The sequence below is a fragment of the Caballeronia sp. AZ7_KS35 genome (assembly GCF_023631045.1).
GTDB classification, from domain to species: domain Bacteria; phylum Pseudomonadota; class Gammaproteobacteria; order Burkholderiales; family Burkholderiaceae; genus Caballeronia; species Caballeronia zhejiangensis.
The window spans coordinates 1-26,018 of sequence record NZ_JALQDV010000047.1 but is presented as its reverse complement, the minus strand read 5'-3'; the positions used below and the strand labels follow the sequence as shown (position 1 = coordinate 26,018).

Below are 26,018 nucleotides of genomic sequence, written 5' to 3'. Positions count from 1 at the left end.
AATCAGCCCGCGCGCAAGCTGAGTCAAATCCTGCCCTCGCGCACGCGCCGCTCCAGCCGGAAAACGCCGGGCGGCACGAAGTACGTTCCGAAGCGCACAAGGCCCGCGCGCTTCAGATGACAGGTCATTTCGAAGCTCACTTGCAGGCCCGGCTCGGACGTATCGACCATCGCGACGTCGATCGCGCGGATGCGCGGCTCGTACTTCAGCAGCGCGACTTCCATCTGCTCCTTCAGCGCCTGTGAAGAAGCCGGCAGCGCCTTGTAGATGTTGGTCAGATCGGGCAGCCCGTAGTCCGGCAGATGCTTGAGGGCACCGGCGCGCGTGTTCAGGATGCGTCGCACGTTCTGCTGCACACTCAGGACTTCGAGCGTGCGGTCATCGAAATCGCTGAGCGGTTCGCCGTCGATCTGACCGAGCAGCATTTCATATAGGGACGGGCCTGGCATCTTTTCTCGCTTCAGGCGGTTGCGGGCACGGACGAGTCGCGATCGATGAACTCGATCGTCAGATTGCCTTCCTCTGAATAGGCGAGACGAATCTCCGCGGGTGCGGCGCCGCTCGCCATGCGCGTCAGGAGTTCGCGCGAGACAGTCGGCAGAATGCGCTGGTCGAGGAAAGCGTCGATATTGCGGGCGCCCGAATCGCGCGACAGGCACATTTGAGCCAGCGATGCGATCAGCGATTCCTCGCAGGCGAGCGTCACATCGTGCTGACGCTTCAGGCGATCGGCGATCTTCGCGATCTTGAGGCGCACGATATCGCCGAGCGCGCTTACGTCGAGCGGGCGGAACACGAGCGTCTGGAAACGCGCGAGCAGCGCCGGCTGGAAGTGCTTCACGAGCGGATCATGGATGGCGTCGAGCAACGCGGCGTGCGCGATGCCGGGCGTGTCCGTGGTCGCATCGTGAATCTGTTCGGAGCCGAGGTTGGACGTCATCAGAATCACGCAGTTGCGGAAGTCGATTTCCCGACCTTCGCCGTCACGCATCGAGCCACGATCGAACACCTGATAGAACATGTCGAGCACGTCGCGATGCGCCTTCTCGACTTCATCCAACAGCACGACGCTATATGGGCGCTGACGCACCGCTTCGGTCAGAACGCCGCCGCGGCCATAGCCGACGTAACCCGGCGGCGAGCCCTTCAACTGCGACACCGTGTGCGCTTCCTGATACTCCGACATGTTGATCGTGGTGAGCGCGGCCTCGCCGCCGAACAGCACATCGGCGAGCGCGAGCGCCGTCTCCGTCTTGCCGACGCCCGAGGGTCCGGTCAGCAGGAACACGCCGAGCGGCGCATGTTCGCTCTTGAGCCCCGCCTTCGCGGTGCGCAGGCTTTGCGCGAGCATGCCGAGCGCGTCGTCTTGCGCGACCACGCGCTTCGCCAGTTGATCTTCGAGCGTGAGCAGATTGAGCAGCTCGTCTTCGACGAGATTGCCGACCGGCACGCCCGTCCATTCGGCGACCACGCGCGCGATGGCCTGTGCATCGACATCGGCGAAGATCAGCGGCGACTTGCCTTGCGCATCCGTGAGGGCGTGCTTCGCTGCGGCGAACGCGTCTGCATCCGGCTTCGTCTTGCCGTCGCCGCGTTGTTCCAGCAGCGCGCGCACCAGCGACAGTTCGCGGTCGTAGCGCGCCTGAACGTCCGCGAGTTCCTGATTCGCTTGCGCCAGTGAGGCGCGGAGTGCGTCGCGATGCGCGGCTGTATCGTCGATGCCCGCCCGTTCGTCGGCATCGATGCTTGCGCCTTCGAGTTCCAGTGCGGCCACGACCGCGCGCGCGCGCTGCAGTTCGGCGGGCGGCGCGTCGAGACCCATACGCACGCGCGCCGCGGCGGTATCGATGAGATCGACGGCCTTGTCCGGCAACTGGCGCGCGGGGATGTAGCGGCGCGACAGTCTGACTGCCGCAACGAGCGCTTCGTCGCGGATATGCACGTTGTGATGCCGTGCGTAGCGCGTCGCGAGGCCACGCAACATGAGACAGGCGGCATCGTCGTCCGGCTCTTCCACCTTGACCATCTGGAAGCGCCGCTCGAGCGCCGCATCCCGCTCGAAGTATTCCTTGTATTCGGACCACGTCGTCGCGGCGATGGTGCGCAACTCGCCGCGCGCGAGTGCAGGCTTCAGCAAGTTCGCAGCGTCCGAGCCGCCGGCCGAGTTGCCCGCGCCGATCAGCGTGTGGGCTTCGTCGATGAACAGCACGATCGGCGTCGCCGATGCCTTGACTTCATCGATCACGTTTTTCAGGCGCTGCTCGAATTCGCCTTTCACGCCCGCACCGGCTTGCAGCAGCCCGAGGTCGAGCGTGAGAATGCGCACGTCGCGCAAGAGAGACGGCACACTGCCTTCGGCGATGCGCAGCGCGAGCCCTTCGACTAGCGCCGTCTTGCCGACGCCCGGCTCGCCCACGAGGATCGGGTTGTTCTTGCGCCGCCGCACGAGCACGTCGATCATCTGCTGGATCTCGCGATCGCGGCCGAACACCGGATCGATTTCGCCGCGACGCGCCTTCTCCGTCAGATCGATGGCGAAGCGCTCGAGCGCCTGGCCTTCGGTCGAGCGCGGGGCCGCCTGCTTGACGGGCGCTTGAGCATCTGCAACTGGTGCGCTTGCGTCGCCTTCGTCTTCCTGCGCGGGCGCGTTCTCGCACGACGCGCGTCCGAGACGCGGCACGAGCCGTTCGATCTGCGCATCGGAAAGCGAAAAAAGCGGCCACGCGTCCTGCGTCCGCATGACATGCGGTGCGCCGATGAGCGCGCGCAGCAGATGCGCCGAGCGGATCGTACCGTCGATATCCTCGCGCGATGCGAGATTCCACGCGTCCTGCAGCACGCTCGCGAGCTGGATGGAAAGCGACGGCATGCCCCGCAGATTGCGCGGCAGGCGGTCGATTGCGGCGAGCAGTGCGTTCCAGATCGCATCGACATCGATTTCATAGTGACGCAGGATCGCGGGAATGTCGCCTTCGTCCGCCTCGATGAGCTTCAGCAGCCAATGCTCGACGGTGATTTCGTCGGAAAGGCGCGTCTGGCACAGGCTCGCGGCCGCTTCGAGCGTGCGGGCGCAGTGCTGGTTGAGCCGGCGAAGCAGATGAGTGGAGTCGCGCATTGTCATATGAAGTCGGTGCCGAGGTGAATGAAAGAGGGCGTACGGTGGGGATGAATTGCAGAAGAAAAGCCAGCCCGCAAGCAGGCTGGCTTCGACGGCTCACGTTGTCATGAGCCGCTGGGTCACGCGCTTACGCGCGCTCGTTCCACGTGTCCTTGTGGATGATGTTGCCGTCCTTGAACGACCAGGTGATCTGCTCGTAACGCAGTTCGACTTCTTCGAGATGGTTGTGCTTCTCGAAAGCCGGGTTCTTGATGTCGAGCATCTTCGGACGGACCGCGACGACCTTGACGTTGTCGAGCTTGGTGTTGAAGTATTCCTTCTCCTTGCCCGCGTCGTCGATCTTGTACCACTTGATCTCGACCGACTTCAGCGTCTGGCCGCTCGTCACCGCCTTGTACAGATACGGCGTGGACGAATCGGTTTCCTTGGTCAGCGTGATCGGCGCGTGCACGCGCGTGCCGGTGAGCTTGCCGGTGTTGCCATCGGTCGGGATATGCACGCCATGACCGAACTCGACGATCTCGACGCTGCCTTCGCGGCCTTGCACGGTGACGGAACCCTTGATGTCGGCGCCGCCGTCATCCTTCAGCCACATGTATGCGGGAATTGCCATTTACTACTCCTCTTTGGTACTGCCAAGCAATGCTCAGAAAAACAACTCCTGAGCGACAAGATCCCGAAGAGAGAACTCCGGGAATTCGATTAACGATGTCAGTTCGCGACGTTCGCGGTGTCCGGTACGAGAGTGATTTCCACGCGACGGTTCTTCGCGCGCCCTTGTGGCGTGTCGTTCGCGACGATGGGGCGTGTGTCGCCGTAGCCCTGAACCGCAAACTGCGTAGCCGGTATGCCGGACGCTTCGATCAGCCAGTCGCGCAGAGCCGCGGCGCGCGCGTTCGACAGCTTCAGATTGCTCGCGGCATTGCCCACGTTGTCCGTATGGCCCGCCACGAGGATCCGCTTGCCCGGATGCGCCTTGATCATTTCGACGGCTTCGACGAGCACGCGCGTCGATCCCGGCTTAAGTTGCGCCTTGCCGCTGTCGAAGAGCGACATGCTGTCGAGCGTCACCACGGCGGGCGGCGGCGCAGGCGGCTGATAGCTGGCGATGGCGGTATTCAACGTCGGCAGCAATTGCGCGCCGCGATAGAGCCCGAAGGACAGTCTGAGCGGCACGCCCGTGCGCGCGTAGCGATCCAGTTCATCGCGATCGGCGACGAGCGCCTTCAACGCGTCGCGGCGCGCGGCGTCGTGCTCCGGCGTGACGGCTGCGTAGCGGTCCATGTCCGCCTGCAGGCGCTCGAGCAGCGCCGCATTGTTGCGGCCCGCGCCGAGGATCGCGGCGCCTGCCGCCAGTGCCACGATGCCGATGGCATGTGCGAAGGCGGCCACGCGCGGCGACGTCACGATGCGGCGGGGCATTGCTTCGATCAGCGATTGCGGCAACGGCCACGGAGCCGGGCTTGCTTCGACGCTCGCGGGCGCGATGTGCGTTTGCATCTGCACGTCCTGCTCCCACGGTTTATGTGCGTCGCTGGCGGGCCCGCAGTCGATCCAGCCTGCGCCGTAGAGCGCCCAGGGCGTGGCCGGCTGGCGCGGATCGGTCAGCGTGCCGAACACCATGCGCTGCGTCCAGCCGACGATGGATGCCAGTGCGGCCGCATGGGCGGACGCGTAACGCTCGCCCGCATGGCGGCAGGCATCGTCTTCCGCATTGCGGATCAGCGCTTCGAAGCGCCGGGCGTCGACGAGCGGCGTCCCCGACGACACACAGTGCCATCGGCGTGCCGCGTTTGCGTCGCTGGACGCGATACGTGTCAGGCGCTGATACACCGCGACATAACCCGGCAAGCGCACGCTCACGATGCGCGAGGCATCGGCGAGCGCCTGGCGCGCCACGCGCAGGCTTTGCGAGAGCACATCGGCGTCGGCGTGGAGCGCGGGCGCAATGCTCAGCACGACGCCGTCGGGCGCCTGGCCGTCGCGCCACTGGCGCATCGCGAGTGCGATGCCGGGCAGATCCTGCGGACGATCCACGCGCAGCCAGATCGCGCCATCGCCGATAAGCACGAGACGCGGCGTGCCCGAGCCGTGATCGAAAAGCGAGGCGAGCGCATCGCCCATGACGAGCACGAGCGGCATGCGCGTGCGCAGGTTCAGCGGAATATCGACGGTCACGGACATGAAGCTGATCTCATCGGGCCAGCAACTGCACTACTTCAACCAGATGGAACAATGGGTGCCGTTCGAATGGCCGGCGCAGGCGCTGGATAACAACGCGCAGCTTCAGTGGGAGACTGAGGAAGGCGGCTTGCGTTCGACGATGTACTCGCAGGGTCGCTTCGCATTCATCCGGCTGCTCGAGCGCGCGAGAGTTTCGCAGCAGGATAATGCGCGCTATCTGCTGTCGTGGACGCCGGACCAGGGCGCGGGGTCCTCGCTCTCGGTGCAGTTGCGCGCCGAAGCGGGCGCCGGTCCGCTTGACGTGCTGGCGCTGCGTCACTTCACACTGCCCTCGCGCATCTTCGTGACGAAGACGCTCGCCGAGAAGGCAACCGGGCAGCCGCCGCCGCCCTTGCCACCTGGTGCGCTGGCTGCCGCGCAGAAGGTTGGCGTCCCGTTACCGGGGGCGAACTGATGCACGCGGCGCGTTAGTTCACGCCGATCTGGAACGCGCGAGTGCGTGGTCCGAAGCGCCCCATCGGCGAATACATCGAACTGTGCAACCGAAAGCGGCCCCCCACTCGAGCCTGGCGGATCAAACGCCGGACGAGGCATACTTTGCGACGCTAACCGCGATTAAATCGGCAGCATGATCGCCCCGGACGTTCCACCTAAAAAACTCAGAAAACCCTCCGAACGAGCGAGGCCCCCTCTGGCCTCCGCTCAACAGGAAAAAGAAAGCCCCGCGCAAAGCGGGGCAACCATCCTCTCAAACCTCCAACTGCTCCAGCACCTTCCCCTTCGTCTCGATCCCCATGAAATGCACCGCCGCCGCCGCGACGACCGGCACGACCGCGAGCGCATAGAACGCGATGTCCATGTTCCCGCCCATCAGCGTCTTGCCGACGAGCGCCGGCGCGAAGATCGCCGCGATCTTGAGCCATGCGCCACCGAGACCACAACCGAAAGCGCGGATACTCGTCGGATATAACTCCGGCGTATAAACATAAGCGGTGATAAACCCGCAAGCCATGAAGCCGAGCGCGAGCGCGCAGAACGTCGCAACCACATACACAGACTGCGCGACGAACACGCCCGCGCATACCAGCGACACCGCGCACAACACGAACGACCAGTTGATGACCGGCTTGCGCCCGACCTTGTCGACGATCAGCGCGCACGTCAGCGAGCCGATCACGCCCAGCACCGACGCCGCCACCGCAAGATTCAGCGCAAGCTGCAGCGGCGCGTGATAAACCGTCTTGTAGATCGTCGGCAACCACGTCGAGAGACCGTACTGCAGCACGCCGCACGTCATCCACAGCAGCGCGACGGCGATCGTGCGCTTCAGATACGCCGGCCCGATCAGATCGAGACGGCGCCGCTTCGGATGCCGATTCGCCATCGCTTCGAATTCGGCGAGATTGCCGAGCGGCGGCAACGGCTGCTTGACGGTCGCTTCGAATGCGGAAAGCGCATCGCCCGCTTCCTCCATGCGGCCGCGTTCACCGAGCCAGCGCGGCGATTCCGGCACCAGCGCGCGCAACATGAAGAACAGCACGAGCGGAATGCCGCCGATGAAATACATCGCTTCCCATCCGAATCGCGGAACGATCCACGCGCCGAGCGCATTCGATGCAAGCAGGCCGATCGGAAACACGATCTCATACAGCAGCACGAAGCGCCCGCGTCCATGCGCGCGCGTGATCTCGTTGATGTACGTCGCCGCTACCGGCAACTCGCCGCCGAGTCCGAGCCCCTGCACGATGCGCAACGCGACGAACACGGCGAACGAAGGCGCGAAGCCGCATGCAATGCTCGTCAGTCCGATGATCCCCGAGCTCCACGCGATCGAACGCACGCGCCCGAAGCGTTCCGCAAGCGAAGGAAACAGGAATGCGCCGATCAATTGTCCGATCGATCCCGACGCGATCAGAAAGCCGACCTGTCCCGGCGTAAGCCCCCAACGCTGGATGAGCAGCGGCAAGGTCGCCGCGATGACGATGACATCGAAGCCATCGAAGAACGTCGCCGCGCCGATCAGAATCCGCGCGCGCACCTGCATCGCATTGGCGGGCAGCCGTTCGATGCGCGCGATGATCGATCCCTTCGTGACCGCGTGAGCGGCCGCGCTCGCGTCCGCGACTGTCGTGGCCGTGCCGCCGTGCTCAACGGCCGTGTTGCTCATGCTCCTCATGCCTGCTCCCGTCAATGTGTTATGCGAGTGCCTTCGCCGTATCCGCGAGCGACGCGATATCGACCGCGCGTCCCTGGCTCATCCATTTCTTCGCGACCTTCAGATCGCGCGTCGCGTTGATCGCGATGACGCCGCGCAATACATCGCCTTCGAAGAAGAAGAGCGATGCACGACGCGCGTCCAGATCGCCGCGCACGACAGGCGTCGCGCCCGGCGGAATGTCGCCGAGAATCTGCAGGTTCACGTCGTACTGATCCGACCAGAACCACGGAATCTCCGCATACGGCGTGCGAACGCCGAGCACGGCGCGGGCCGTCGCGATCGCCTGGTTCTGCGCGTTCGCCCACGATTCGAGACGCACGCGGCGCTTCAGCCACGCATTCGGATGATTGGCGACATCGCCGCAAGCGAACACATGTGCATCGTGGGTCGCGCCGAATTCATCGACGACGATGCCGTCGTTCACTTCGATGCCCGCGCTTTCCGCGAGCGCCGTATGCGGCGCGAGACCGATGCCCGCGACGGCAAAGCCGGCGTCGATGAACGTGCCATCGGCCATCGAAGCGCGCACGCCGCCTTCGCAGTCTTCGAGCGATACGACCGATGCATTCAAACGCACATCGACACCGTTATCGCGATGCAACTTCAGCAGAAAGTCCGACACGTTCGCGGGCACCGAACGTCCGCACAGACGCGGCGCACCTTCGATCACGGTCACATCGACGCCGAGCTTCTTCGCGGTCGCCGCGACTTCAAGGCCGATCCATCCGCCGCCGATCACGAGCAGGCGCTTCGCATGACTCTCGCGCAGACGCTTGCCGATATGCACCGCATCGTCGAGCGTGCGCAGATAGGCAAGATGCGAAGTCTTCACGAGCGATGCCGGCAGACGGCGCGCCGCACCGCCCGTTGCGATGACAAGCCGGTCGTACTGCACTTCGCGTCCGCTCGCGGTACGCACGATGCGCGCGTCGCGATCGATCGACGTCGCGCGTTCCGGCTGCCACGCTTCGACGTTCAACGCGGCGAATGCATCGTGATCGACGAGACGCACGGTTTCGATATCCGCTTCGCCCGCGAGTACGGCCTTCGACAACGGCGGGCGCTCATAAGGAAGATGAATCTCGTCGGCGATCATCACGACGCGGCCATCGAAGCCCTCCTTGCGCAACGTCTTCACGATCCAGCCCGCCGCCTGTCCGCCGCCGATCACGACGACTGTCTGAAGATCAGCCATTTTTCCGCTCCGTCATGAACTTGCCTTCGGGCGCCTTCGCCTCTTTCTGGCGGCGCGTGTTGCCGTCGAGACCTCCATCGACGGCCCATTCCGCAAACACGGTCGGACCCGGCTCGAACTCGCGCGGCTGCCATTCGGGCGTGAGCACGTCTTCATCGGCGTAATACTCGATGAGACCGCCCGCCGGATTCTTGAAGTACCAGAAGTACGCCGACGAAACCGGATGACGTCCCGGTCCGAGTTGCGTGGTCCATCCGCAGCGGCTGATATGCAGGCCGCCGCCGAAGACTTCGTGGATGTCGCGCACCGTGAACGCGACGTGATTCAGGCCGCGTTTTCCATCGGGTAGTTGCAAGAGAAACAAATCGTGATGACCGCCATGCGGCGCGCAACGCATGAACGCGCCGCGTCCCGGATAGCGATCCGATGTCTCGAAGCCGAGCAGCTCGTGATAGAACTTTTCCTGCTCCGCGACGCAGTTCGTGAAGAACACGACGTGTCCCACTTCGACGGGTTCCGCGCGCTCATAGACGGGGCTCGGCGTATCGATGCGCTGCGCGTTGCCCCACACGTTCGACAGTGAGCCCTTCACGTCGATGTCGCGCTTCTTCGTCACTTCCACACGAATCGCCATGCCGTTCGGATCGATGCAACCGACCGCATCGTCGGTTTCGATGTGACCGGGCTGGCCCGCGAAGCGTCCGCGCAATGCGTCGAGTTCGGCGCGCGTCGCGACGGACCACGTCACTTCGCGCAACGTCGGACCGCCTTCGAATGCGGGCGGCAGCGCGGGATCGTCGGCCAATGCAAGCAGCACTTCGCAGCCGTTGAGCGTTTCGAAACGCGCGCGCGCTTCATCGTGCGCGACTTCCTTCAATCCCCAGTCCGCGAAAAAGCGCCGGCAGGTGTCGAGATCGGTCACGCCGTAGGTGATGCGTTCAATGCCAAGGATCGTCATGGCAGCTCCTTCAGTTCGCCCACGGCAGCGGGGCATCGTTCAAGCCCCAGTACAGGCTCTTTTGCTGCATGTATTCGCGCAGGCCGAGACGGCCTTTCTCGCGTCCCATGCCGCTGTCTTTCCATCCGCCGAAAGGCGTCGAAATCGAAAACTGCTTGTACGTGTTGATCCAGACCGTGCCCGCGCTCAACGCGCGCGCGAGGTTCCATGCGCGCTTGTAGTCGCGCGTCCAGATGCCGGCGGCGAGACCGAACACGCTGTCGTTCGCTTGTTGCAACAACGCGGCTTCGTCGTCGAAGGGCAGGGCGGCAAGCACCGGGCCGAAGATTTCTTCCTGACACATGCGCGCATCGTTCGCGAGACCTTCGATGATCGTCGGCAGATAGAAGAAGCCTTTCTCGCGGCCATCGCCCGTCGGACGTTCGCCGCCGCATAACAGCGTGCCGCCTTCTTCGAGACCGAGCGCGACATAGCGTTCGATGCTCTCGCGATGCTGCGATGTGATGAGCGGACCCATCTGCGTGATTTCGCGCGTGGGATCGCCGACGCGCAGCCTGCGTGCGCGATCGACGAGACGCGACATGAACTCGCCGTACACCTTGCGTTCGACGAAGAGCCGCGATCCCGCGATGCACGATTCGCCCGATGAACTGAAGATGCCGTACAGCACGCCGTTCACTGCGTGATCGAGATCGGCATCGGCATAGACGATGGTCGGCGACTTGCCGCCCAGTTCGAGCGATACCGGCATCAGCTTTTCCGCGGCAAGACGCGCAATACCGCGACCGACTTCGGTGCCGCCCGTGAACGCGACCTTCTTGACGAGCGGATGACGCACGAGCGCATCGCCGATGACCGAGCCCTTGCCGGGCAACACGCTCACGACGCCTTTCGGCACGCCCGCTTCCTCGCAGATGCGCGCGAGCGCAAGCGATGCCAGCGGCGTCACTTCAGCGGGCTTCAGCACGACCGCGTTGCCGGCCGCGAGCGCAGGCGCGAGCTTTTGCGCATCGGATGCGATCGGCGAATTCCACGGCGTGATTGCCGCGATGACGCCGAGCGGTTCGTGCACGCTCATCGTCAGATAATCGCCGCGTGAAGGCGTGAGTTCTTCTTCGAGCGTTTCGAGGCACGCTGCGAAGTAGCGGAACGTGTTGGCCGCGCTCGTGACCAGGGCGCGCGTTTCGCTGATCGGCTTGCCGTTGTCGCGGCGCTGCAATTGCGCGAGCGCTTCATGACGCGCTTCGATCAGATTCGCGATGCGATGCAGAACCGCAGCACGCTGATGCGGCTTCAGTCCGGCCCAATCGGCCTGCCTGTAAGCGCGATCCGCGATCTCGACGGCTTCGCGCGCGTCGTCGGCATCGGCGGTGCTGATCTCCGCGTTGACGGATTGATCGGCGGGATAGATGCTCGCGTACTGATTGCCGCGCCCTTTGCGCCACTCGCCGCCGATATAGATATCGCCGGACGCTACGAGCGAAGTGTCGGGATGATTCATCTTTCTGAAGCTCCTTAGATGACGCAACGCGCGGCGCGATTGCGCAACGCACGGATCGCGCTGAATGCAGTCAACGCCGATGTCTTCGGATTCGACGGCAACGGCTTGCCGCACATTTCCAGCGACATCTCGCCGAACGCGCCGCGTGCGACGATGCGATGCACGTTGCGCTCGACAGCCGGATCGGCGATGAGACGCACGCGTGTGCCATCGAGCCCGAGTCCCGCTAACGCAATGGTCGCCGCGACGTTCGCGTTCTTCGGATAGAGACGCGCCGCATCGCGTGCAGTGCCTTCGAAGATGACCTTTTCTTCAGTCAGCGACTTCAGATCGCAGAGCGTTTCAGCAGGCGTGCCGAGCCAGCCGAGCGGCGGCTTGCGGCCGGTGTACTGCACGTCGTCCAGGCCGCCTTCCTTCGCGGCGGCGAGCGCATCGACGCCGCCGATCGCACCCGAGAGCAGCGTGATCGTGGCCGCGCCTTCATTGGCGGCATTGGCGAGGGCATCGAGCAAGCCGGCTTCCGACAGCGCGCCGATCGATGCGACCGCGCAATCCGTGCCCGACTTCAGCAACGGCACGACATGATCGACGAGCGCCGCATGTCCCGCGCATTCGAGCGCGAATTCCGGATGACTGGCGAGCGCATCGACGTGCGACACGACATCGACGTTATCGCCGAGCACGGCGCGCACGTTGTCGCGATCGCGTTCCGGCACGATCACATGCGAGATGCGAACGAGCGGATCGTTGTCGAGCGCGCGATACACCGCCGAACCGATCGCGCCGAAGCCGATCATCGCGATGTCGATCGCTTGCCGTGCATGGAGGGGATCACGCATATTCCGGCTCCTTCGGCTCTTCCTTCTTGACGGGCGGCCCGGCGAACGCGGTCGCGAACGAGCCGACCGACAGCATGTCCACTTCGACCAGCACCGGGCCATCGATCGCGAGCCCTTCGCGCACGATGTCATCGGCCTGATCGAGCGACGTGATGCGGCGATGCGCAAGGCCGAGACTCGCGCAGAACTGCGCGAAATCCGGCTGATGCAGATCGACGAACATGCGGCGTCCGCCGTAGTTCGCGTCCTGAATGTTGCGGATCACGCCGTAGCATTGATCGTTCATCAGCACGATCATGACGTTGGCCTTTTCCTGCACGGCGGTTGCGAGCTCGCCGACATTGACCATCAGACCGCCATCGCCGACGAGCGCGACAGTCTTCTTCGCCGCGCCCGAAAGCGCGGCGCCGATCGCCATCTGCATGCCTTGCCCGATGCCGCCACCGAGCGCATGCACGCCCGCGCGCGGATTGAAAATCTTCAGCAGGCGATTGCCCCACGTGCTGTTCGAAATCGTCACGTCGCGGACCCAGTTGTAATCGCGGCCCACCGCGCGTTGCAGCGAATCGACGAGACGCTTGTACGGTCCAAGTCCCTTCGACACTTCCGCGACGGCCGTTTCGCGCGCTGCCGCGAGATCGCTCGCGAACGCGGCATCGATGCGGATGCGGCCTTCGAGCAGCGTCGCGAGTTCATCGAGCACGCGCGATGCATCGCCATGCACGAAGAGTTCGTTGCGATAGCCGCGGTTATCGGCGAGCGCATCGGCGTCGATGCGATAAAGCGGCTGCGGCAGCGCGAGCTTGTACTTCAGCGTTTCGTTGCCGCGCAGACGCGAGCCGACGACGACGAGCGCATCGCAGGTCTTGTAGAACGCTTCGACGGACGGATGCACGTTGAATGCGCCGAGCGTCGCCGGATGATCTTCCGGCAGCACGCCGCGACCTTGCACGCTCGTCACCACGCCGAAGCCGAGCTTCACGAGGCGCTCGACCGCGCCGCGCGCATGACGCGTGCCGCCGCCGAGCCATAGCAACGGACGCTTCGCGTTCGTGAGCGCATCGGCGAGCTGCTTCACGCGCAGACTGTCGTGCGTGAGCATGCCGACGTGCGGCGCGGCGAGATCGGCGGGCCATTCGATTTCAGCGGCCTGAATGTCGATGGGAATCTCGACGCTCACCGGGCCCGCAGGCGCAGTGAGCGCGACGCGCACGGCTTCGCGAATCGTCGGCAACGCGGTGTCCACGGTGCGTACGCGAAACGCCGCCTTGGAGATGGATTGCAGCATCGACAACTGATCGGGCGCTTCGTGGATATACGCGAGATCCTGATCGAGATACTCGGTTTCGATCTGCCCGGTGATATGCAGCAACGCCGTGCCCGCGGTCAGCGCTTCGACCATCGCGCCCGCTGCGTTGCCGGCAGCCGTGCCCGTCGACGTGAACGCGACGCCGAGTTCGCCGGATACGCGCGCGAGGCCGTCGGCCATGTTCAGGGCGCCCGCTTCGCCGCGCGCGCCGACATAGCGGATGTTGCCGCGACGCCCGATCGCATCGAGGATCGGCATGTTGTGAATCGAGATCACGCCGAACGCCGTGCGGACGCCGCATTGTTCGAGGAACGCGGCGATCAGTTCGCCGACCGTGGTTTTTTCAGACATGACGAGCAAAGCCTCCGGAAACATCGATATGGCTGCCGGTCGTGTACGACGACAGCGTTGTTGCGAGATAGAAGAGCGCCTGCGCCGCTTCTTCGGGCAAGCCGAAGCGGGCGAGCGGAATGTTTTTCTTGCGCGCGAGCTCGCCGGTCCATTCTTCCCAGCTTTGGCGCGTGGGGTTATCGGCGTTCTCGTTCAAATAGTTCTGATAGCGACGCTTCCATTGCCCCGATTCGACGATGCCGATCAGAATCGAATTCACGCGGATGCGTTGCGGCGCGAGTTCCGTCGCAAGCGATTTCACGAGACTCAACACGCCCGCGCGCGCTGATGAAGTCGCGACCATATGCGGCTCCGGTTGCAGCGCGAGCAGCGAGTTCACGCAGACGATCGCGGGCGAAGGCGCATCTTTCAGCATCGGCAAGAAGGCGCGCGTCGGACGAATGATGCTGAAGTACTTCAGTTCCAGTTCGTCGCGCCAGGCGTCGTCGGTGGTATCGGCGAATGTGGAGACGCGGCCCTGACCCGCGTTATTCACGAGCATGTCGACGCGGCCGAAGCGTTGCATTACCTGCGATGCGAATGCGTTCACTTGGTCCGCGTCGAGCACGTCGCAACGCGCGGCGAACAGTTGCGCTTGCGGGAATTCATCGGCGAGCGTTGCCTGCGCGCCTTGCAGACGTTCGCTGTCGCGCCCGCAAATGGCCACCGATGCGCCCGCTTGCAAGAACAACTTCGCCGTCGCGAGACCGATGCCCGACGAACCGCCGGTGACGACAGCGACCTGGTCCGAGAGATCGATTCGAATCATTGCAACCCCAGAGATTTCATGTAGCGGTTCGACGCGGACGCACGCGCGCCCGGGCGATAGTTGAGACGCATCGAGAGCGCCTCGGCGGCTTCGCGAACCTTGTCGACGAGACCGCTGTCGAGCAACGCTGCGTCGATCTCGGGACGCGGAATCGTCGTCGTGATGACGGCGACGATGCGTCCCGTGTCGTTGCGAACGGGCGCGGTGACGACCGATATGCCGCGCTCGAACGACGACTGGCTTGTCGCGTAGCCGCGTTCGGCGTCTTCCTTCACGCGCTCGAAGAGCTCTTCGACCGTTTCGGGCGTGGACGTCGTGAAGCGTTCGAGATGCGCTTCCGGATAGAGCGCGCGCAGTTCATCGAGCGAAAGATCGCCCATCAGAACGTGGCCGTGCGTCGTCGCATGGGCGGGAAGGCGCGTGCCGACGTTCACCTTCACCGAACTGAAGATAGGCGCGTGACTCTGCGCTTTCGCGACGAACACGACATCGCGGCCATCGCGAATGAGGATGTGGCTCGTGAGACCGGTCGCGTCGCGCAATGCTTCGATGATCGGCAGGCCGAGATCGGTGAGTTCGAGTGAGCTCAGATATTCGAAGCCGAGACGCAGCACGGCGACGCCCAGCCGATAGTTGCGGTCCTTGTCCGCGCGCTCCAGAAAGCCGAGCGATTCGAGCGTCTGCAACAGGCGGAAAACCGTCGTGCGCGGAATGCCGAGGCGTCGCGACAATTCGGGCGCGCCAAGCACCGGTTCGCGCGGCGAGAACTCGGTGAGGATCTTCAATCCGCGTTCGAGTCCCGGCACGATGTAAGTCGGTTCGCCCTTGTCGGCTTCTTCCGTGGCGAGGGATGTCATTGCGGTACTCCGTCTTTCGTGTGGCATTCGATGCTTTCGCAAAACGCATCGATCAATGCGGTGTATGCAGCGGGTGATTCGACGTAGCCTGCATGGCCCGCACGCGGCATCACTTGCAGATTGACCCGCGCGGCCTGCGCGATGCGCTCGCATGCGTCGGGCGGCGTGATCGCATCGTCCGCGCCGACGGCGACCGCGATGCGTCCGTGAAAGCGCGCGATATCCGCTGCGAGATCGGCGTTGGCAAGCAGATGCGTCGCTTGCGCATAGCCTGCGGGGACGATGCGCGCCATGTTCCAGCGGACACATTCGCGCGCTTCATCGTCGGCGTAGTGCGAAAGCATGTTGGCGCTGCGCTCGCGTGCGAGTCCTTGCGGGCCGAGTTCGTTCAGCATCTTCAAACGTGCATCGCGTTTCGATTCGCGCACTTCCTTCGATGCAGCGCCATAACCCGCAGCCGGCGATATCAGCAGCAGGCCCGCGACGCGCTGTGGCGTATGCACGGCGAATGATCCCGCGATGATCGCGCCGAGCGAATGGCCGACGATCACGCATCGATCGATATCGAGCGCATCGAGCCACGCGCGCAACGCTTGCCCGTAATCGAGCGCAAGCGGCGAATCGTTACGTATGCAACTAGATTCGCCATACCCCGGCGCGTCCCATGCGATGACACGCCGCTTCGCACCGAGCGCGTCGAGCTGCCGGACCCACGACGCCGCGCCCGACCCGATCCCATGCAGCAGCACGACGGGCAGCGCGCGCCGATGCATCGCACCTGCCTCGCGATAACCCGTGATGCCGTGCGCGGTTTCGATATGCGTGTCGGGAAAGCACGCGAGCGTCTGGATGTTCATGCGAGCCTCAGCGCTTCAACTTCGCCAGCGGCGAATCCGGCGGATACGTCGGCGTGATGGGTTTCGGCGCGCCGAGCATCACGCACATCAGCGCGTCTTCCTCGCCGATGTTGATCTCCGTGCGATACACGCCCGGCGGCACGGAAATGAGATCGCGCTCGCCGAGCACGGCTTCCCACGTTTGTCCGTCCTTCTCGCAGACGACTTTCATCTTTCCGCGCAGCACGAAAAAAATCTCTTCGACGTCGATATGAATATGACTCGGCCCGATGTTGCCGGCGGGAATGACCATCGTCGAAAACGTGAAGCTGCCTGCGGGAATCGTGTTCATGTCCTTCGATACACCCGTGCCGCCCGTGCCGACATAACGCATCTGCGCGCGACGATACTTCGGGTCGTAGTCGGCCTGGAACTTGAGCGCGTCCCAGTCGTAACGGCGCGTTTCGAGGCGCGCGACGCGCGTGTCCATCCATTGTGCGAAGCTCGCTTCGGCGGGCTGATCCCACGACTTGCGTTCGATGTCTGCATCGGCCATTGCTTTCTCCAGGTTCCAATCAAATAGAGCGAATCAATTCATCACGAAGCCGCCGTTCACCGGCAGCAACTGGCCCGTTACGAAGCGCGCCGCATCCGAGAGCAGGAACAGCACGGGGCCGTTCACGTCGTCGGGGACTTGCGCGCGCGTCAATGCGCGGCCTTTGAGGTAATACTCGTGACGCTCGGCGGGCACATATGCGGTGGCTTCCACTTCGGTGAGGCCGGGCGCGATCGCGTTGACGGTCACGTTGTCCGCGCCGAACTCGCGGGCGAGCGAGCGCGTCATCGCGATCACCGCGCCCTTGCTCGCGACGTATGCGAGCAGCTTCGGCGCGCCCCACAGCGCCGTATCGGATGCGATGTTCACGATCGCGCCGCGTCCCGAATCCTTCAGATGCGGCAGGCACGCGACGCTCATCAGCCAAGTGCCGCGCACGTTCACGTTCATCACCGCATCCCATGTTTGCGGTGTGAGCTCGCTGGCGGACTTGCCGCCCGAGTTGGTGATCGCGGCGTTGTTGATGAGCGCATCGAGACCGCCCAACGCATTCGTGCCTTGTTCGACGAATTCGGCGATGCTTCGCGGTTCGTTCAGATCGAGCGGGAAGAAGTGCACGTCACGCAGTTCGCGCGCAAGTGCTTCGCCTTCTTCGCTAAGCACATCGCCGAACGCGACGTGCGCGCCTTGCCCGACGAGCGCGCGCACGAAGGCCGCGCCGAGTCCGCGAGCGCCGCCGGTCACGATCACGCGACGGCCGTCGAGCGCTTTCGACGCATCACGCATGAGCGTGCTCCGTGTTCTTCGGCAATGCTTCGAGCGCGGCGAGATGTTGCTGCGCGCGCTGCTTCAACATGCGACGCACGCGCGTCATGCCGACATCGTGCTGATAGAGGAATTCGTGATCGCGTGCGTTGGGCGCCAGGCTTTCGAGCACATAGCGGTCTTGTTCGAGCACGGCCCAGTGCAGTCCTTCGAGACGATTGCGATACAGGAAGCGCCACGCATCGCGCTGCCATCCGGAGACCTTGCGCGTGCGCCAGAAGTAGACCTGGCAGTTGTCGTTGTCGACGGGCGTAGCAAAGCCGATGATCCCGAAGTTGCCGCCGGGCCCGAACTTCTTCTTGTACGGAATCGCGAGGCGCATCCACAGGCAGCCGGTTTCGCCGAGCTCCACCCAGTCGAAGTTCACGTCGCGCTGATTGACCTTCTCGAACATCAAGCCAGTTTCGGTCTTGCGCACGCGCATGTCGGCCTGCTTGTCGCCCTCGGCCATCGAATGCGATGTCGCGTGGAGATACGCGCCGTGCATCGGGTCCATCACGTTGTCGATCGCGTACTGGTAATTGCACTTCCAGTGCGACATGCACAGGAAGCTCGCGTATTCCTCGCCGACGAGTTCTTCGGGCAGCACGAGCGGCGCGGGTTCCTTGTTGGCGTCGTCGCCGAACCAGAGGAAGATCGCGCCCGCGCGTTCTTCGACGGGGTACGACTTCACGCACTTCTGGCCTTCGAGCGGGCACGCGGACACGGCGGGCACTTTCTGCACAGTGCCGCTGCCATCGACTTCGATGCCGTGATACCAGCACGCGACGCTGCCGCCGAGATTCCAGCCGAGCGACAGACGCGCACCGCGATGCGGACAGCGATCTTCGAGCGCATGCACTTTGCCTTCGTTGTCGCGCCAGAGCACGATCTGATCGCCGAGTCGCGTCAAGCCGATGGGCGCATTCGCCACTTGCCAGCTCGGCGCCACGGGATACCAGTAATTGCGCAAGCCGCGATCGAGATAGGCCTGAACGGGATCGGCGGCGACTGTTTGGTGAGGGGAGGTCATGGGAAGAAGCTCCTTCTTTATTCGGCGAGCGTGCGCAGTTCGGCGGCGAGGCGGTCGGCGGTCCATGCGGTGCCTTCCGGCGTGCGGAAACCGTCCTTGTTCAAGCCCGCGACCACCTGTTCCAGTTCCAGCGCGCCCGCTTCGAAGACGCGTTCGAGCGCATCGCCGAAGTCGTTTTCGTATTGCGTCGGCTCGGCCTTGCGCGTCTGCCAGATGAAGTTTTCAGTCTCGCCCGGCTTTTCGATCACGCCCTTGCCGGCGACGTTGTTCGGCTGCGGCGCGAGCCACGGCTTGAGATGCGGGTTGAAGTTCACGACTTTTTCCATGTCACGCCACCTTGATCTGAATTTCCTCGCCGGCGAGGCGCACCGAATACGTCTTCAGGTCGCGGCCGCCGGGCTCTTTCAGGCATTTGCCCGTGGGGATGTGAAACACCGCTTCGTGCAGCGGACATTCGACGGTGTCGCCATCGACGAAGCCTTGCGTCAGCAACGCATATGCGTGCGGGCAGACGTTCTCGAGCGCATATAGCGCGTCGCCCACTTTGTAGATTCCGATTTCCGCGCCGTCATCGAGCTTGAATTCGATTGGTGCGTCTTCCGACAGATCGCCGGCATGCCCGGCGCAGCGCCATTGTTCAGACATCTTTCACCCTTTCCTCTGGTTCGTCTGTGTTCCACTAAAGGAACAACAGTTCGTGTATGGTGATTATAGGAGTCGACTGGCTCGGAAAAAATATAAAAGTAGATATCTAGGTGAAAACACTTAAGTCGACGCGGTTCAAAGCTCGCGGATGAAGTAAGAACGCCCGTTTGTCATTGATCCGTAAGCCCTTTTGCCCGGCAGATGCGCCGTGTCCGCGTCGTCTCAGGGTCTACCCGGCTTCATCACAAATTTATTTTTTTGGCGCGGGAAAGCTCACTATACTTTCCATAGGCAGGACGGTGATCCATATATGGAACGCAAACGCGTGGCGGGACGTCTTGCTGGGGAAGGGCAACAACTGCGATCAGCAGGAACAGGAAAGCGGGCGAGGCCCGCGCTCGAACCACACGATCAGGAGAACGAAGGGTGAAGCACATCATCGCAGCGGGGCTCATCGGGGCCGGGGTCGCGACCGGCGCGGCCGCGCAAAGCACGGTCACGCTCTATGGCAGTCTCGATGCCGGCATCGCGTATATCAACAACGTCGGCGGCCATCCGAAGTGGATGGAGGAGCAGGGCAACATGCAGCCGGATCGCTGGGGCTTTCGCGTGGTCGAGGATTTGGGGGGCGGGCTCAAGACCGTCGCGCAACTCGAGAACGGCTTCTACACGAACACGGGCAACTTCGCGAAGGCGGGCACGCTTTGGAATAGGCAGGCGTATCTCGGGCTCGAGCAGGAAAACGTCGGCACGCTGACGCTCGGTCATCAGACGCCGTTCAGCTTCGACATGCTCGGACCGCTATCGACCGCGTATCTCGCGGCGAGCTGGTACGCGTTTCATCCGGGCAACATCGATCAATTGGCGGATACGGGCGTGGTGCCCTACGACAACTCGGTGAAATTCCGCTCGGCGAACTTCTATGGCTTCTCTGCGGGCGCGATGATGGGCCTCGGCAACACGACGAACTTCTCGACGGGCCGCAACTACGGCTTCGGCATTACGTATGCGAACGGTCCGTTCAAGGCGGCGGCCACGTATTCGAACGAGCACAATCGCACGCCCGCGATCGCGACGACCGGTCTGACGACGTTTCAGGGTCAGCCGGCGGCGACTTACATGGCGGACAAGCAGGAGGAGATGGGCGCGGGTGCGTCGTATGAGATCGGCAAGTTCGTCGTGCATGCGCTTTATACGCGCGTGAAGCTGCAATCGAACGGGCAGTCCGATACGTTTCAGTCATACGATGCGGGGTTGACCTTTAAACCGGTCGCGTGGAACTGGATCGCGGGCGGCGCGGCGACGACGACGTTCGCGGGCGGACGATGGACGCAGTTCGAAATCGGCGATATCTATATGTTGTCGAAGTCGACGCAGCTTTATGTCAATGCGCTTTATGAGCGTGCTACTGGGGGGGTGAAGGCGGCTTTCTTTACCGCTGGGGTGTCGAGTACGGCGAATCAAGTCATCGTGCTGGCGGGGATTCATCACTCGTTTTGATTTTTTGGTTTTGGTTTTGGTTTTCGCCGGATCCCGTATTCGCGTCGGTCTATTGGCGCTGCCCCTGTGCGGGGCGGCGCCTACTTTCTTTGCAAAATTAACCATTACCACGGAAATGGTACGGTCCGTCAGATTCTGGATTGGGCGGCGATGCGCGGCTCGCGCAGCGGCCCGAACCCGGCACGCTTCGACGGGCACATCGAGCATCTCCTCGCGAACCGATGAAGGCGAAGCCGACCCGCTCAACCTTGCTTTCCATCACAGAGTGCGAAGTTGCGGGTTGTGTCGCGTGTGCGCCAGCGGCAGCATGCACCGTTCAAGCGATCGTTGTTGACGGTAACGCCATTCTGAACGTCAACAGCTCGGGCGCGAGCGACGAGCGCGCGGTCACGGTTGGCGCTTCCTCGACGACCGCAACTGTGACCATCAGCAAGCTATCGATTAAGGGGAACGTGCGGACCTACCCAGGCGACACGCAATATCCGATTGGGCTTATCAATCTTCAAGCGGGGGCCGTGGCACTCGCTGATGTCGCGGGCAACGATTTCAGTGTGCCCGCTATGCCGTTTGGAATTGCGCTATCGACAGTACGACAGCGGTAGCGCCATTTCAGTCCTTCGACAGCGGGAACCTGCTGCCCGGGCAGCGCGTATTGCGAGGCACGGCTCCGCCGACCTCCGGAACGTGGGTCATCGGTGACACCATGACCAATAGCAACCCGGCCGGAACAGCCGTCGCCGGGTGGACCTGCACCGCAGCAGGCACGCCGGAACGTGGAAGGCTTTCGGAGCGCTCTCGTAAAGCGTCGCTCCGCTATGTCCATCCGCTACGCCGCAGCTCTGCTAGCCGCGCTTTTTTTCCACGGCTGCACGCTCGTCTACATCGAAGGCGATCACAACGCCGTGAGCGATACCCGCGGACACGGCGGTGTGCGGCTACCTGAGCATGAAAGCGGCGGCGCGGCCTCGATCAATCGGCTCATTCACCCGCAGCAACGCTAACCACAAGGAGACAAAGCAATGAAGGTGCATATCGAGAACCAGGGCAGTTCGGATATTCGGGTCATCGTCGACGGTGACACGGTGAACGATTCGACGCTCACGCCGGGAGAGGCGGAAGTCTACGCGACGGAACCTGAAGGCGTCGTTGAGTTGCGCGAGTTGGGCGGTGGCGAGGCGCAAGACGAAGCGAGCGAGGACGTCGAGCGCGCATAAGTAACGGCCCGCGCCAGGCGGGCCTTATGGGTGCTCGTCGCGAAGGTCGAGCCGCGCATCAACGCTCGACCATTTCCCTTACCCCACCGAGCCGTGATCCTCGTAAGCGATCAGACGGCTGCCACACGCGGTCAAATGTCCGTCGAGTGCGACGCCATTGCCGTTCGTGTCGGTCAACCTGTCCGAGCATTGAATGATCGGGTTCGTGCCGTGTTCGGGACACGTCACCAAGTCACCCATGCGGGCCATTCCGCGCCCCTTGATGTCCATCGTATCGGAACCTGTAATGATGCGCCCGCCGTGCGTGGTCGCATCGCCTACGCATGCAATTGAGGTCATGCCTTTCCTTAGGTTTGCTCGACCGCGCAATACACCGATGTGCGTGGGCTATCTGTGTTGCGTGGTGCGCTGAGGAATACTCGGAACGTCCCGATTTTCTCGTCGAGGCCTTGATCAGGATAGCCATTGTTGTACTTGATCGAACGCACATAGGCCGTGACGTTTGCTTGCGATACTTCATGAAACCGACTGGCAAAGGGTCCAGCTTGCTTGTACTGAACTAATTGCTGATCCAGACTTGTCTTTACCTTACCAATACTGCCGGCGAGATCGACAACTAAACTAGAGCCAGCAGGATAAGCGTCCTGCAGCAGCACAACCGACTTGACGGGAAATCCCCAAAGTGTCATTCCCGGTTTCACAGCAAAGACGACCTTTTCGCCGTCAGCGATAGCCTTACCTTGTCCAACGATAGCACCTTCTTTCTGCAATCTAACGAGATCGGCATGGCCATTAGGCTTGTAAAACTTGTCCGGAGCGCTTGCTGTGCATAGTTCGTTGTCCGCTAGCCAGTCCAGTTCTTTTGCGTGAATAGCGACGCTGATAAAAGGCATCAACACCAAAGAACTGCGAAAAATGATTTTTTTCAACATATTTGACAAATGGAATTACTGACAAAAATCACGAAGGGAGAATGCTACCAGTCTGAGCGGATCAGCGCATGAAAATCAATGTTAAACGAATGGCTGATTACTACCGCCGAGTAAAAACACGAAGCGGCCGCGTATGCGGCCCCTTCGTTCGTCTGGTCAGCCAATGCCGGCAATGGAATCGCGTTCCGCTCTAGTGTCTGCATTGCCTTGTCCAAGAACCTCAACGGCAAGTCAGTTTGGGCATCGTAGAGGTCAACAATTCCAACCTCTATCACGCTATCAACTAGACGAGCGAGTTCGCTCAAGTCGCCGCTAGACGGCACTGAATTAGGACTTTCTGGAATTGGATCTCCTCGTCCGTTTATTGCAGTTACTTCGGCACATTGAGTATCGAACTCGTTCGGCGGAATATCTTTCAACGCATCCTGCACTTCAGGGTTTGTCACACCGCCTTGATTTTCGTCCAACTACGATACGACCGTCCTTGGAAACAATCACGGCGACCGCATTTGGTCGTTGAGATCCCGGCAAACTTTGGGCCTTATTGGGCAGCCTTCCTGCAAGTGTGCCACTCAACCCCAACGGATCAAGCCACTGAACGGGCGAAGGTGCATAAGCGTACAGGTTGGTTCCACCCGCGAGTCCGATCGGGTCTTGCGTGATGAACCGCCCGCTGGCCGATTCATAGTATCGATGCCGGTTGTACGCCAATCTTAAAGCACGTCCACACGTCACGGAACGATTCGTGACCATTCAAGAGTCGCGGCGCGAGGACCGCTCGACCAAACCGTACTGGCAACGACCCGAGCCGCCGTGTTCCCTGGCTCAAACTCGCCGGACGGTGGATTGAGCAGGCAGGATTTCAGGCAGGGCAGCGCGTAAAGGTCAACGTTGAACACGGACGGCTGATCATTACCCCGAGTAGACGAACAAAGGGCCGCGTATGCGACCCTTTGCAGTCCACAACAAGACTCGAGGGGGACAGCGTTATGGTGCCGCATGACAGAGTCGATACAATTCGCTTCGTAAATCATCAAGCTCGTTGTTTTCGCGAATCAGAGGCTGCCCATTTCTGTATAAAACCACATCATTCAGCGATCCCGTTCCGCCATATATCGAGACGATTCTCATTCGCACACCGCTAGGATCAACAGGCAAGTCCAGTACACAACTATCAAGCGCATCGGCCCAGTCTCTCAGTCCGCCGATGCGTAGCAAGTCGCGCATCTTAGAAAGCACTGCCTCAATTTGTCGAATATCCATCATTTGAGAACGCATGAATGCGTGACCTCGACTCCCTCGATAGTCCACGGTTTTGGCACAACCACCTACTGCGTACCGCCTACGTAAAAACCACCTTGCGAACCAACCTCTCCAACATACACTTGAGTTCCCGCAGGAATCTTGACCCCGAATGACGTATCAATCGGCGATGTTCCCCCACCAGGCCACGTAGGCAACACCGCTTTGTCTATCCGAGTTTGCAACACGCCAGTAGGTGCCTCTTGGCTAAAGAATTGCCCCAACGGTCGCTCCGCCGTTCCTGCTCGATACAGCACGGTGTCTTTGGGCAAAGTGACGGTTTTGTATCGCCCTCCTGCAAACGTCGCGGCTAGATCATCGGGCAAAGGACCCGGCTTCACTGCCGAATAACTCCCGGTCGCTTTGCCGAGTCTCTTTGTGCTCAATGCACAGCGCTTCGCAAGCCCAAGCGGATCAATCCACTCAATCGGATTGGGCGCATATTGATAGACTTTCAGCCCCCCGCCAACCCAATCGGATCCGAGCACGCCGCGCACGAGCTGTTGTTCTTGCTCGGCCCTCACGCCGGCGTTTGCAAAATTACCCGCCTGCCTTCAGCGTCTGCGCGAAAGGCTCAAGTCTATGCGCAACGAAAAACGACCCGGACGCACATGCGACCGGGTCGTCAAATCCCGCCCTAAACGGTACACCGTTCGCTATCTAAGAAAAGACCTTAACTGAACGGCATTACCGCAGAAGCGGCCCTTTGTTCATCTCACACCCCACCTCTTCACATCTATCAGGCGATTGCCTGAAACCTCAAAGAAATCAAAGCTGATAGCAGCAGACATATCAGCCCATATAAACACAATGTCATTCAGTATTTTGTTGCCAAATTCAAAGTCGACATTGAGACTTTCCGTACTTTTGACCCGTAATATCCCGCAGTACCTCCAGTCTTCATCTATGAGGACATACATGTCTCTATGATGATCTTTCATGGCTGAGAGTTCGACGTGAAGTCCGCTCCCGGATATCCGCTCAGTCTTCTGGTGTAGTTGAGTGGACGCCGCTTTGAAGCGATCCAATACAGCATCCGTTTCCTCCAAAGGAATTATCTCTGATCGATCTCCAGTTGGGAACAAAGACGCTATCTTGCCAAGGTACTCATTGAGCAACTTTTTCCCGTTAGCCTTTCTGTAAAGGAGCTCTTTCTTGTATTGGTTCACACCTCGCTCATTCATTGGCAGCTCCCGTAATAAGCCTTTCCTTTCGGATTGGCTATTTTAGGTCGATCATAATCAGTCATCCGCGTTTCGCCGCTAATCGGATCAACCTTTACTTTGCCTGCTTCCCAATGAGGATCTTCCTTATGGCTCACGTCCATCGTTTGTTGTTGGACCGTTGCCTCTATTGTTCCGCCACCGGCCTGTGGCACGTTGTACCGGTATTCATATCCTGAAGCATTGCGCGACTGACTAATCGGCTGCTGGCTCGTTGGGATACCGGCTTGCCGCATCGCTTCGCGGCGTGCTGCTCTAGATGTGAGGCAACATGGAGTCAGCCCAAGCGGATCCATCCACTGAATCGGGTTCGGCGCGTATTGATACAGGTTGACGCCACCCGCAAGGCCGATCGGGTCTTGCGTAATATAGCGGCCCGAACTCGAATCATAGTACCGATGCCGATTGTACGTCAGTCCCGTCTCGTCGTCCGCATACTGGCCTTGGAACCGAATCGCGTTATCCGCTTCGGCCGGATCTGTCTTGCCATGGGGCGTTGGTTTCCTTCCACCCCACGCCCTATACCGCGCCAGCCACACAACCTTACCCGACTCGTCCAGCAACTCCTGCGGCGTGCCAAGGTGGTCATTCTGATAGAACAGCGTCGCATGACGGCTCTTCGCCGGAACCTGAAC

At 61.8% G+C, this 26,018-nt stretch carries 29 protein-coding genes and 1 pseudogene; 5 read left to right on the top strand and 25 right to left on the bottom strand.

The features are described from left to right. Positions 1-23: 23 nt before the first annotated feature. The 4 genes from tssE to NCT05_RS28965 form a co-directional block, all read right to left on the bottom strand. On the bottom strand, positions 24-449 hold the full coding sequence (gene tssE, locus NCT05_RS28980) for a type VI secretion system baseplate subunit TssE (protein WP_033536886.1): 426 nt from the start codon (positions 447-449) through the stop codon (positions 24-26). An 11-nt stretch (positions 450-460) separates the two neighbouring features. Beyond that, positions 461-3,121 (bottom strand): type VI secretion system ATPase TssH, encoded by a 2,661-nt coding sequence (gene tssH, locus NCT05_RS28975; RefSeq protein ID WP_175980332.1) that lies wholly within the window; start codon positions 3,119-3,121, stop codon positions 461-463. A gap of 124 nt (positions 3,122-3,245) precedes the next feature. After that, positions 3,246-3,731 carry an Hcp family type VI secretion system effector gene (locus NCT05_RS28970; protein WP_008346030.1) on the bottom strand — a complete coding sequence of 162 codons (486 nt, stop codon included), beginning with the start codon at positions 3,729-3,731 and terminating at the stop codon, positions 3,246-3,248. A gap of 98 nt (positions 3,732-3,829) precedes the next feature. Then, positions 3,830-5,302, bottom strand: coding sequence for an OmpA family protein (locus NCT05_RS28965; protein ID WP_250503783.1), 1,473 nt, complete (start codon positions 5,300-5,302; stop codon positions 3,830-3,832). On the opposite strand from NCT05_RS28965, the gene NCT05_RS28960 reads away from it, so the two are divergent. Next, positions 5,301-5,756 carry a type VI secretion IcmF C-terminal domain-containing protein gene (locus NCT05_RS28960; RefSeq protein ID WP_350029738.1) on the top strand — a complete coding sequence of 152 codons (456 nt, stop codon included), beginning with the start codon at positions 5,301-5,303 and terminating at the stop codon, positions 5,754-5,756. The two genes, NCT05_RS28965 and NCT05_RS28960, sit on opposite strands and share 2 nt — an antisense overlap. Positions 5,757-6,050: 294 nt before the next feature. Here NCT05_RS28960 and NCT05_RS28955 read toward each other — a convergent pair whose 3' ends face one another. Genes NCT05_RS28955 through NCT05_RS28890 form a run of 14 tightly spaced genes read right to left on the bottom strand, consistent with a single transcriptional unit; the run spans position 6,051 to position 19,212 of the window. Further along, entirely contained in the window at positions 6,051-7,469 is a 1,419-nt protein-coding gene (locus NCT05_RS28955; protein WP_250503781.1) for an MFS transporter, read from the bottom strand. A 28-nt stretch (positions 7,470-7,497) separates the two neighbouring features. Then, positions 7,498-8,715 (bottom strand): NAD(P)/FAD-dependent oxidoreductase, encoded by a 1,218-nt coding sequence (locus NCT05_RS28950; RefSeq protein WP_250503778.1) that lies wholly within the window; start codon positions 8,713-8,715, stop codon positions 7,498-7,500. After that, positions 8,708-9,673, bottom strand: a complete 966-nt coding sequence (locus NCT05_RS28945; protein ID WP_008346011.1) for a VOC family protein — start codon at positions 9,671-9,673, stop codon at positions 8,708-8,710. Before NCT05_RS28945 ends, NCT05_RS28950 begins: the two co-directional genes overlap by 8 nt. A 10-nt stretch (positions 9,674-9,683) precedes the next feature. Next, positions 9,684-11,174, bottom strand: coding sequence for an aldehyde dehydrogenase (locus NCT05_RS28940; RefSeq protein ID WP_250437496.1), 1,491 nt, complete (start codon positions 11,172-11,174; stop codon positions 9,684-9,686). 14 nt (positions 11,175-11,188) lie between these two features. Next, positions 11,189-12,013 (bottom strand): aspartate dehydrogenase, encoded by an 825-nt coding sequence (locus NCT05_RS28935; protein ID WP_008346008.1) that lies wholly within the window; start codon positions 12,011-12,013, stop codon positions 11,189-11,191. Beyond that, the gene (locus NCT05_RS28930) at positions 12,006-13,673 is read right to left on the bottom strand and encodes a thiamine pyrophosphate-binding protein (RefSeq protein ID WP_008346007.1); all 1,668 of its coding nucleotides are present in this window, start codon (positions 13,671-13,673) and stop codon (positions 12,006-12,008) included. The genes NCT05_RS28935 and NCT05_RS28930 overlap by 8 nt, the downstream gene beginning before the upstream one ends. Next, positions 13,666-14,481: an SDR family oxidoreductase gene (locus NCT05_RS28925; RefSeq protein ID WP_175980341.1), complete on the bottom strand. Its 816-nt coding sequence runs from the start codon at positions 14,479-14,481 to the stop codon at positions 13,666-13,668. The genes NCT05_RS28930 and NCT05_RS28925 overlap by 8 nt, the downstream gene beginning before the upstream one ends. Then, a complete protein-coding gene (locus tag NCT05_RS28920) occupies positions 14,478-15,338 on the bottom strand; it encodes an IclR family transcriptional regulator (protein ID WP_250503776.1) in 861 nt (286 codons plus the stop codon). The genes NCT05_RS28925 and NCT05_RS28920 overlap by 4 nt, the downstream gene beginning before the upstream one ends. Beyond that, positions 15,335-16,195 (bottom strand): alpha/beta fold hydrolase, encoded by an 861-nt coding sequence (locus NCT05_RS28915; protein WP_250503774.1) that lies wholly within the window; start codon positions 16,193-16,195, stop codon positions 15,335-15,337. The genes NCT05_RS28920 and NCT05_RS28915 overlap by 4 nt, the downstream gene beginning before the upstream one ends. A 7-nt stretch (positions 16,196-16,202) precedes the next feature. After that, on the bottom strand, positions 16,203-16,730 hold the full coding sequence (locus tag NCT05_RS28910) for a cupin domain-containing protein (RefSeq protein ID WP_008345999.1): 528 nt from the start codon (positions 16,728-16,730) through the stop codon (positions 16,203-16,205). 33 nt (positions 16,731-16,763) lie between these two features. After that, on the bottom strand, positions 16,764-17,516 hold the full coding sequence (locus tag NCT05_RS28905; protein ID WP_008345996.1) for an SDR family oxidoreductase: 753 nt from the start codon (positions 17,514-17,516) through the stop codon (positions 16,764-16,766). Next, a complete protein-coding gene (locus tag NCT05_RS28900) occupies positions 17,509-18,567 on the bottom strand; it encodes an aromatic ring-hydroxylating dioxygenase subunit alpha (protein ID WP_250503773.1) in 1,059 nt (352 codons plus the stop codon). The genes NCT05_RS28905 and NCT05_RS28900 overlap by 8 nt, the downstream gene beginning before the upstream one ends. A 17-nt stretch (positions 18,568-18,584) precedes the next feature. Further along, the gene (locus NCT05_RS28895; RefSeq protein ID WP_175980345.1) at positions 18,585-18,893 is read right to left on the bottom strand and encodes a recombinase-like helix-turn-helix domain-containing protein; all 309 of its coding nucleotides are present in this window, start codon (positions 18,891-18,893) and stop codon (positions 18,585-18,587) included. A 1-nt stretch (position 18,894) separates the two neighbouring features. Then, complete coding sequence (locus NCT05_RS28890; protein ID WP_008345991.1) at positions 18,895-19,212, bottom strand: non-heme iron oxygenase ferredoxin subunit; 318 nt, start codon at positions 19,210-19,212, stop codon at positions 18,895-18,897. Positions 19,213-19,638: 426 nt separating this feature from the next. Here NCT05_RS28890 and NCT05_RS28885 point away from each other — a divergent pair, with 426 nt between their 5' ends. From NCT05_RS28885 to NCT05_RS28875, 3 genes are all read left to right on the top strand, one after another. Further along, complete coding sequence (locus tag NCT05_RS28885) at positions 19,639-20,712, top strand: porin (protein WP_250503772.1); 1,074 nt, start codon at positions 19,639-19,641, stop codon at positions 20,710-20,712. 815 nt (positions 20,713-21,527) lie between these two features. Then, entirely contained in the window at positions 21,528-21,713 is a 186-nt protein-coding gene (locus NCT05_RS28880; RefSeq protein WP_250503770.1) for a hypothetical protein, read from the top strand. An 18-nt stretch (positions 21,714-21,731) separates the two neighbouring features. Next, entirely contained in the window at positions 21,732-21,926 is a 195-nt protein-coding gene (locus NCT05_RS28875) for a hypothetical protein (protein ID WP_250503768.1), read from the top strand. Positions 21,927-22,004: 78 nt separating this feature from the next. On the opposite strand, the gene NCT05_RS28870 is transcribed toward NCT05_RS28875, so the two are convergent. The 5 genes from NCT05_RS28870 to NCT05_RS28850 all read right to left on the bottom strand — a co-directional run bounded on the left by NCT05_RS28870 (position 22,005) and on the right by NCT05_RS28850 (position 24,136). After that, positions 22,005-22,265, bottom strand: a complete 261-nt coding sequence (locus NCT05_RS28870) for a PAAR domain-containing protein (protein ID WP_250457865.1) — start codon at positions 22,263-22,265, stop codon at positions 22,005-22,007. A gap of 8 nt (positions 22,266-22,273) precedes the next feature. Further along, on the bottom strand, positions 22,274-22,858 hold the full coding sequence (locus NCT05_RS28865) for a hypothetical protein (RefSeq protein WP_250503767.1): 585 nt from the start codon (positions 22,856-22,858) through the stop codon (positions 22,274-22,276). A gap of 44 nt (positions 22,859-22,902) precedes the next feature. Next, positions 22,903-23,325 carry a hypothetical protein gene (locus NCT05_RS28860; RefSeq protein WP_250457868.1) on the bottom strand — a complete coding sequence of 141 codons (423 nt, stop codon included), beginning with the start codon at positions 23,323-23,325 and terminating at the stop codon, positions 22,903-22,905. Continuing rightward, the gene (locus tag NCT05_RS28855; RefSeq protein WP_250503766.1) at positions 23,291-23,611 is read right to left on the bottom strand and encodes an RHS repeat-associated core domain-containing protein; all 321 of its coding nucleotides are present in this window, start codon (positions 23,609-23,611) and stop codon (positions 23,291-23,293) included. The genes NCT05_RS28860 and NCT05_RS28855 overlap by 35 nt, the downstream gene beginning before the upstream one ends. 234 nt (positions 23,612-23,845) lie before the next feature. After that, the gene (locus tag NCT05_RS28850; RefSeq protein WP_250503765.1) at positions 23,846-24,136 is read right to left on the bottom strand and encodes a DUF6966 domain-containing protein; all 291 of its coding nucleotides are present in this window, start codon (positions 24,134-24,136) and stop codon (positions 23,846-23,848) included. A gap of 537 nt (positions 24,137-24,673) precedes the next feature. Here NCT05_RS28850 and NCT05_RS28845 point away from each other — a divergent pair. Continuing rightward, a pseudogene (locus NCT05_RS28845) lies at positions 24,674-24,841 on the top strand (IS4 family transposase); the annotation flags it as partial. Positions 24,842-24,870: 29 nt separating this feature from the next. On the opposite strand, the gene NCT05_RS28840 reads toward NCT05_RS28845, so the two are convergent. Both NCT05_RS28840 and NCT05_RS36865 read right to left on the bottom strand, forming a co-directional pair. Further along, a complete protein-coding gene (locus NCT05_RS28840) occupies positions 24,871-25,329 on the bottom strand; it encodes a hypothetical protein (RefSeq protein WP_250457875.1) in 459 nt (152 codons plus the stop codon). Positions 25,330-25,340: 11 nt separating this feature from the next. Further along, positions 25,341-26,018 (bottom strand): RHS repeat-associated core domain-containing protein (locus tag NCT05_RS36865; RefSeq protein ID WP_284507585.1); only part of this gene is annotated, 678 nt, incomplete at its 5' end.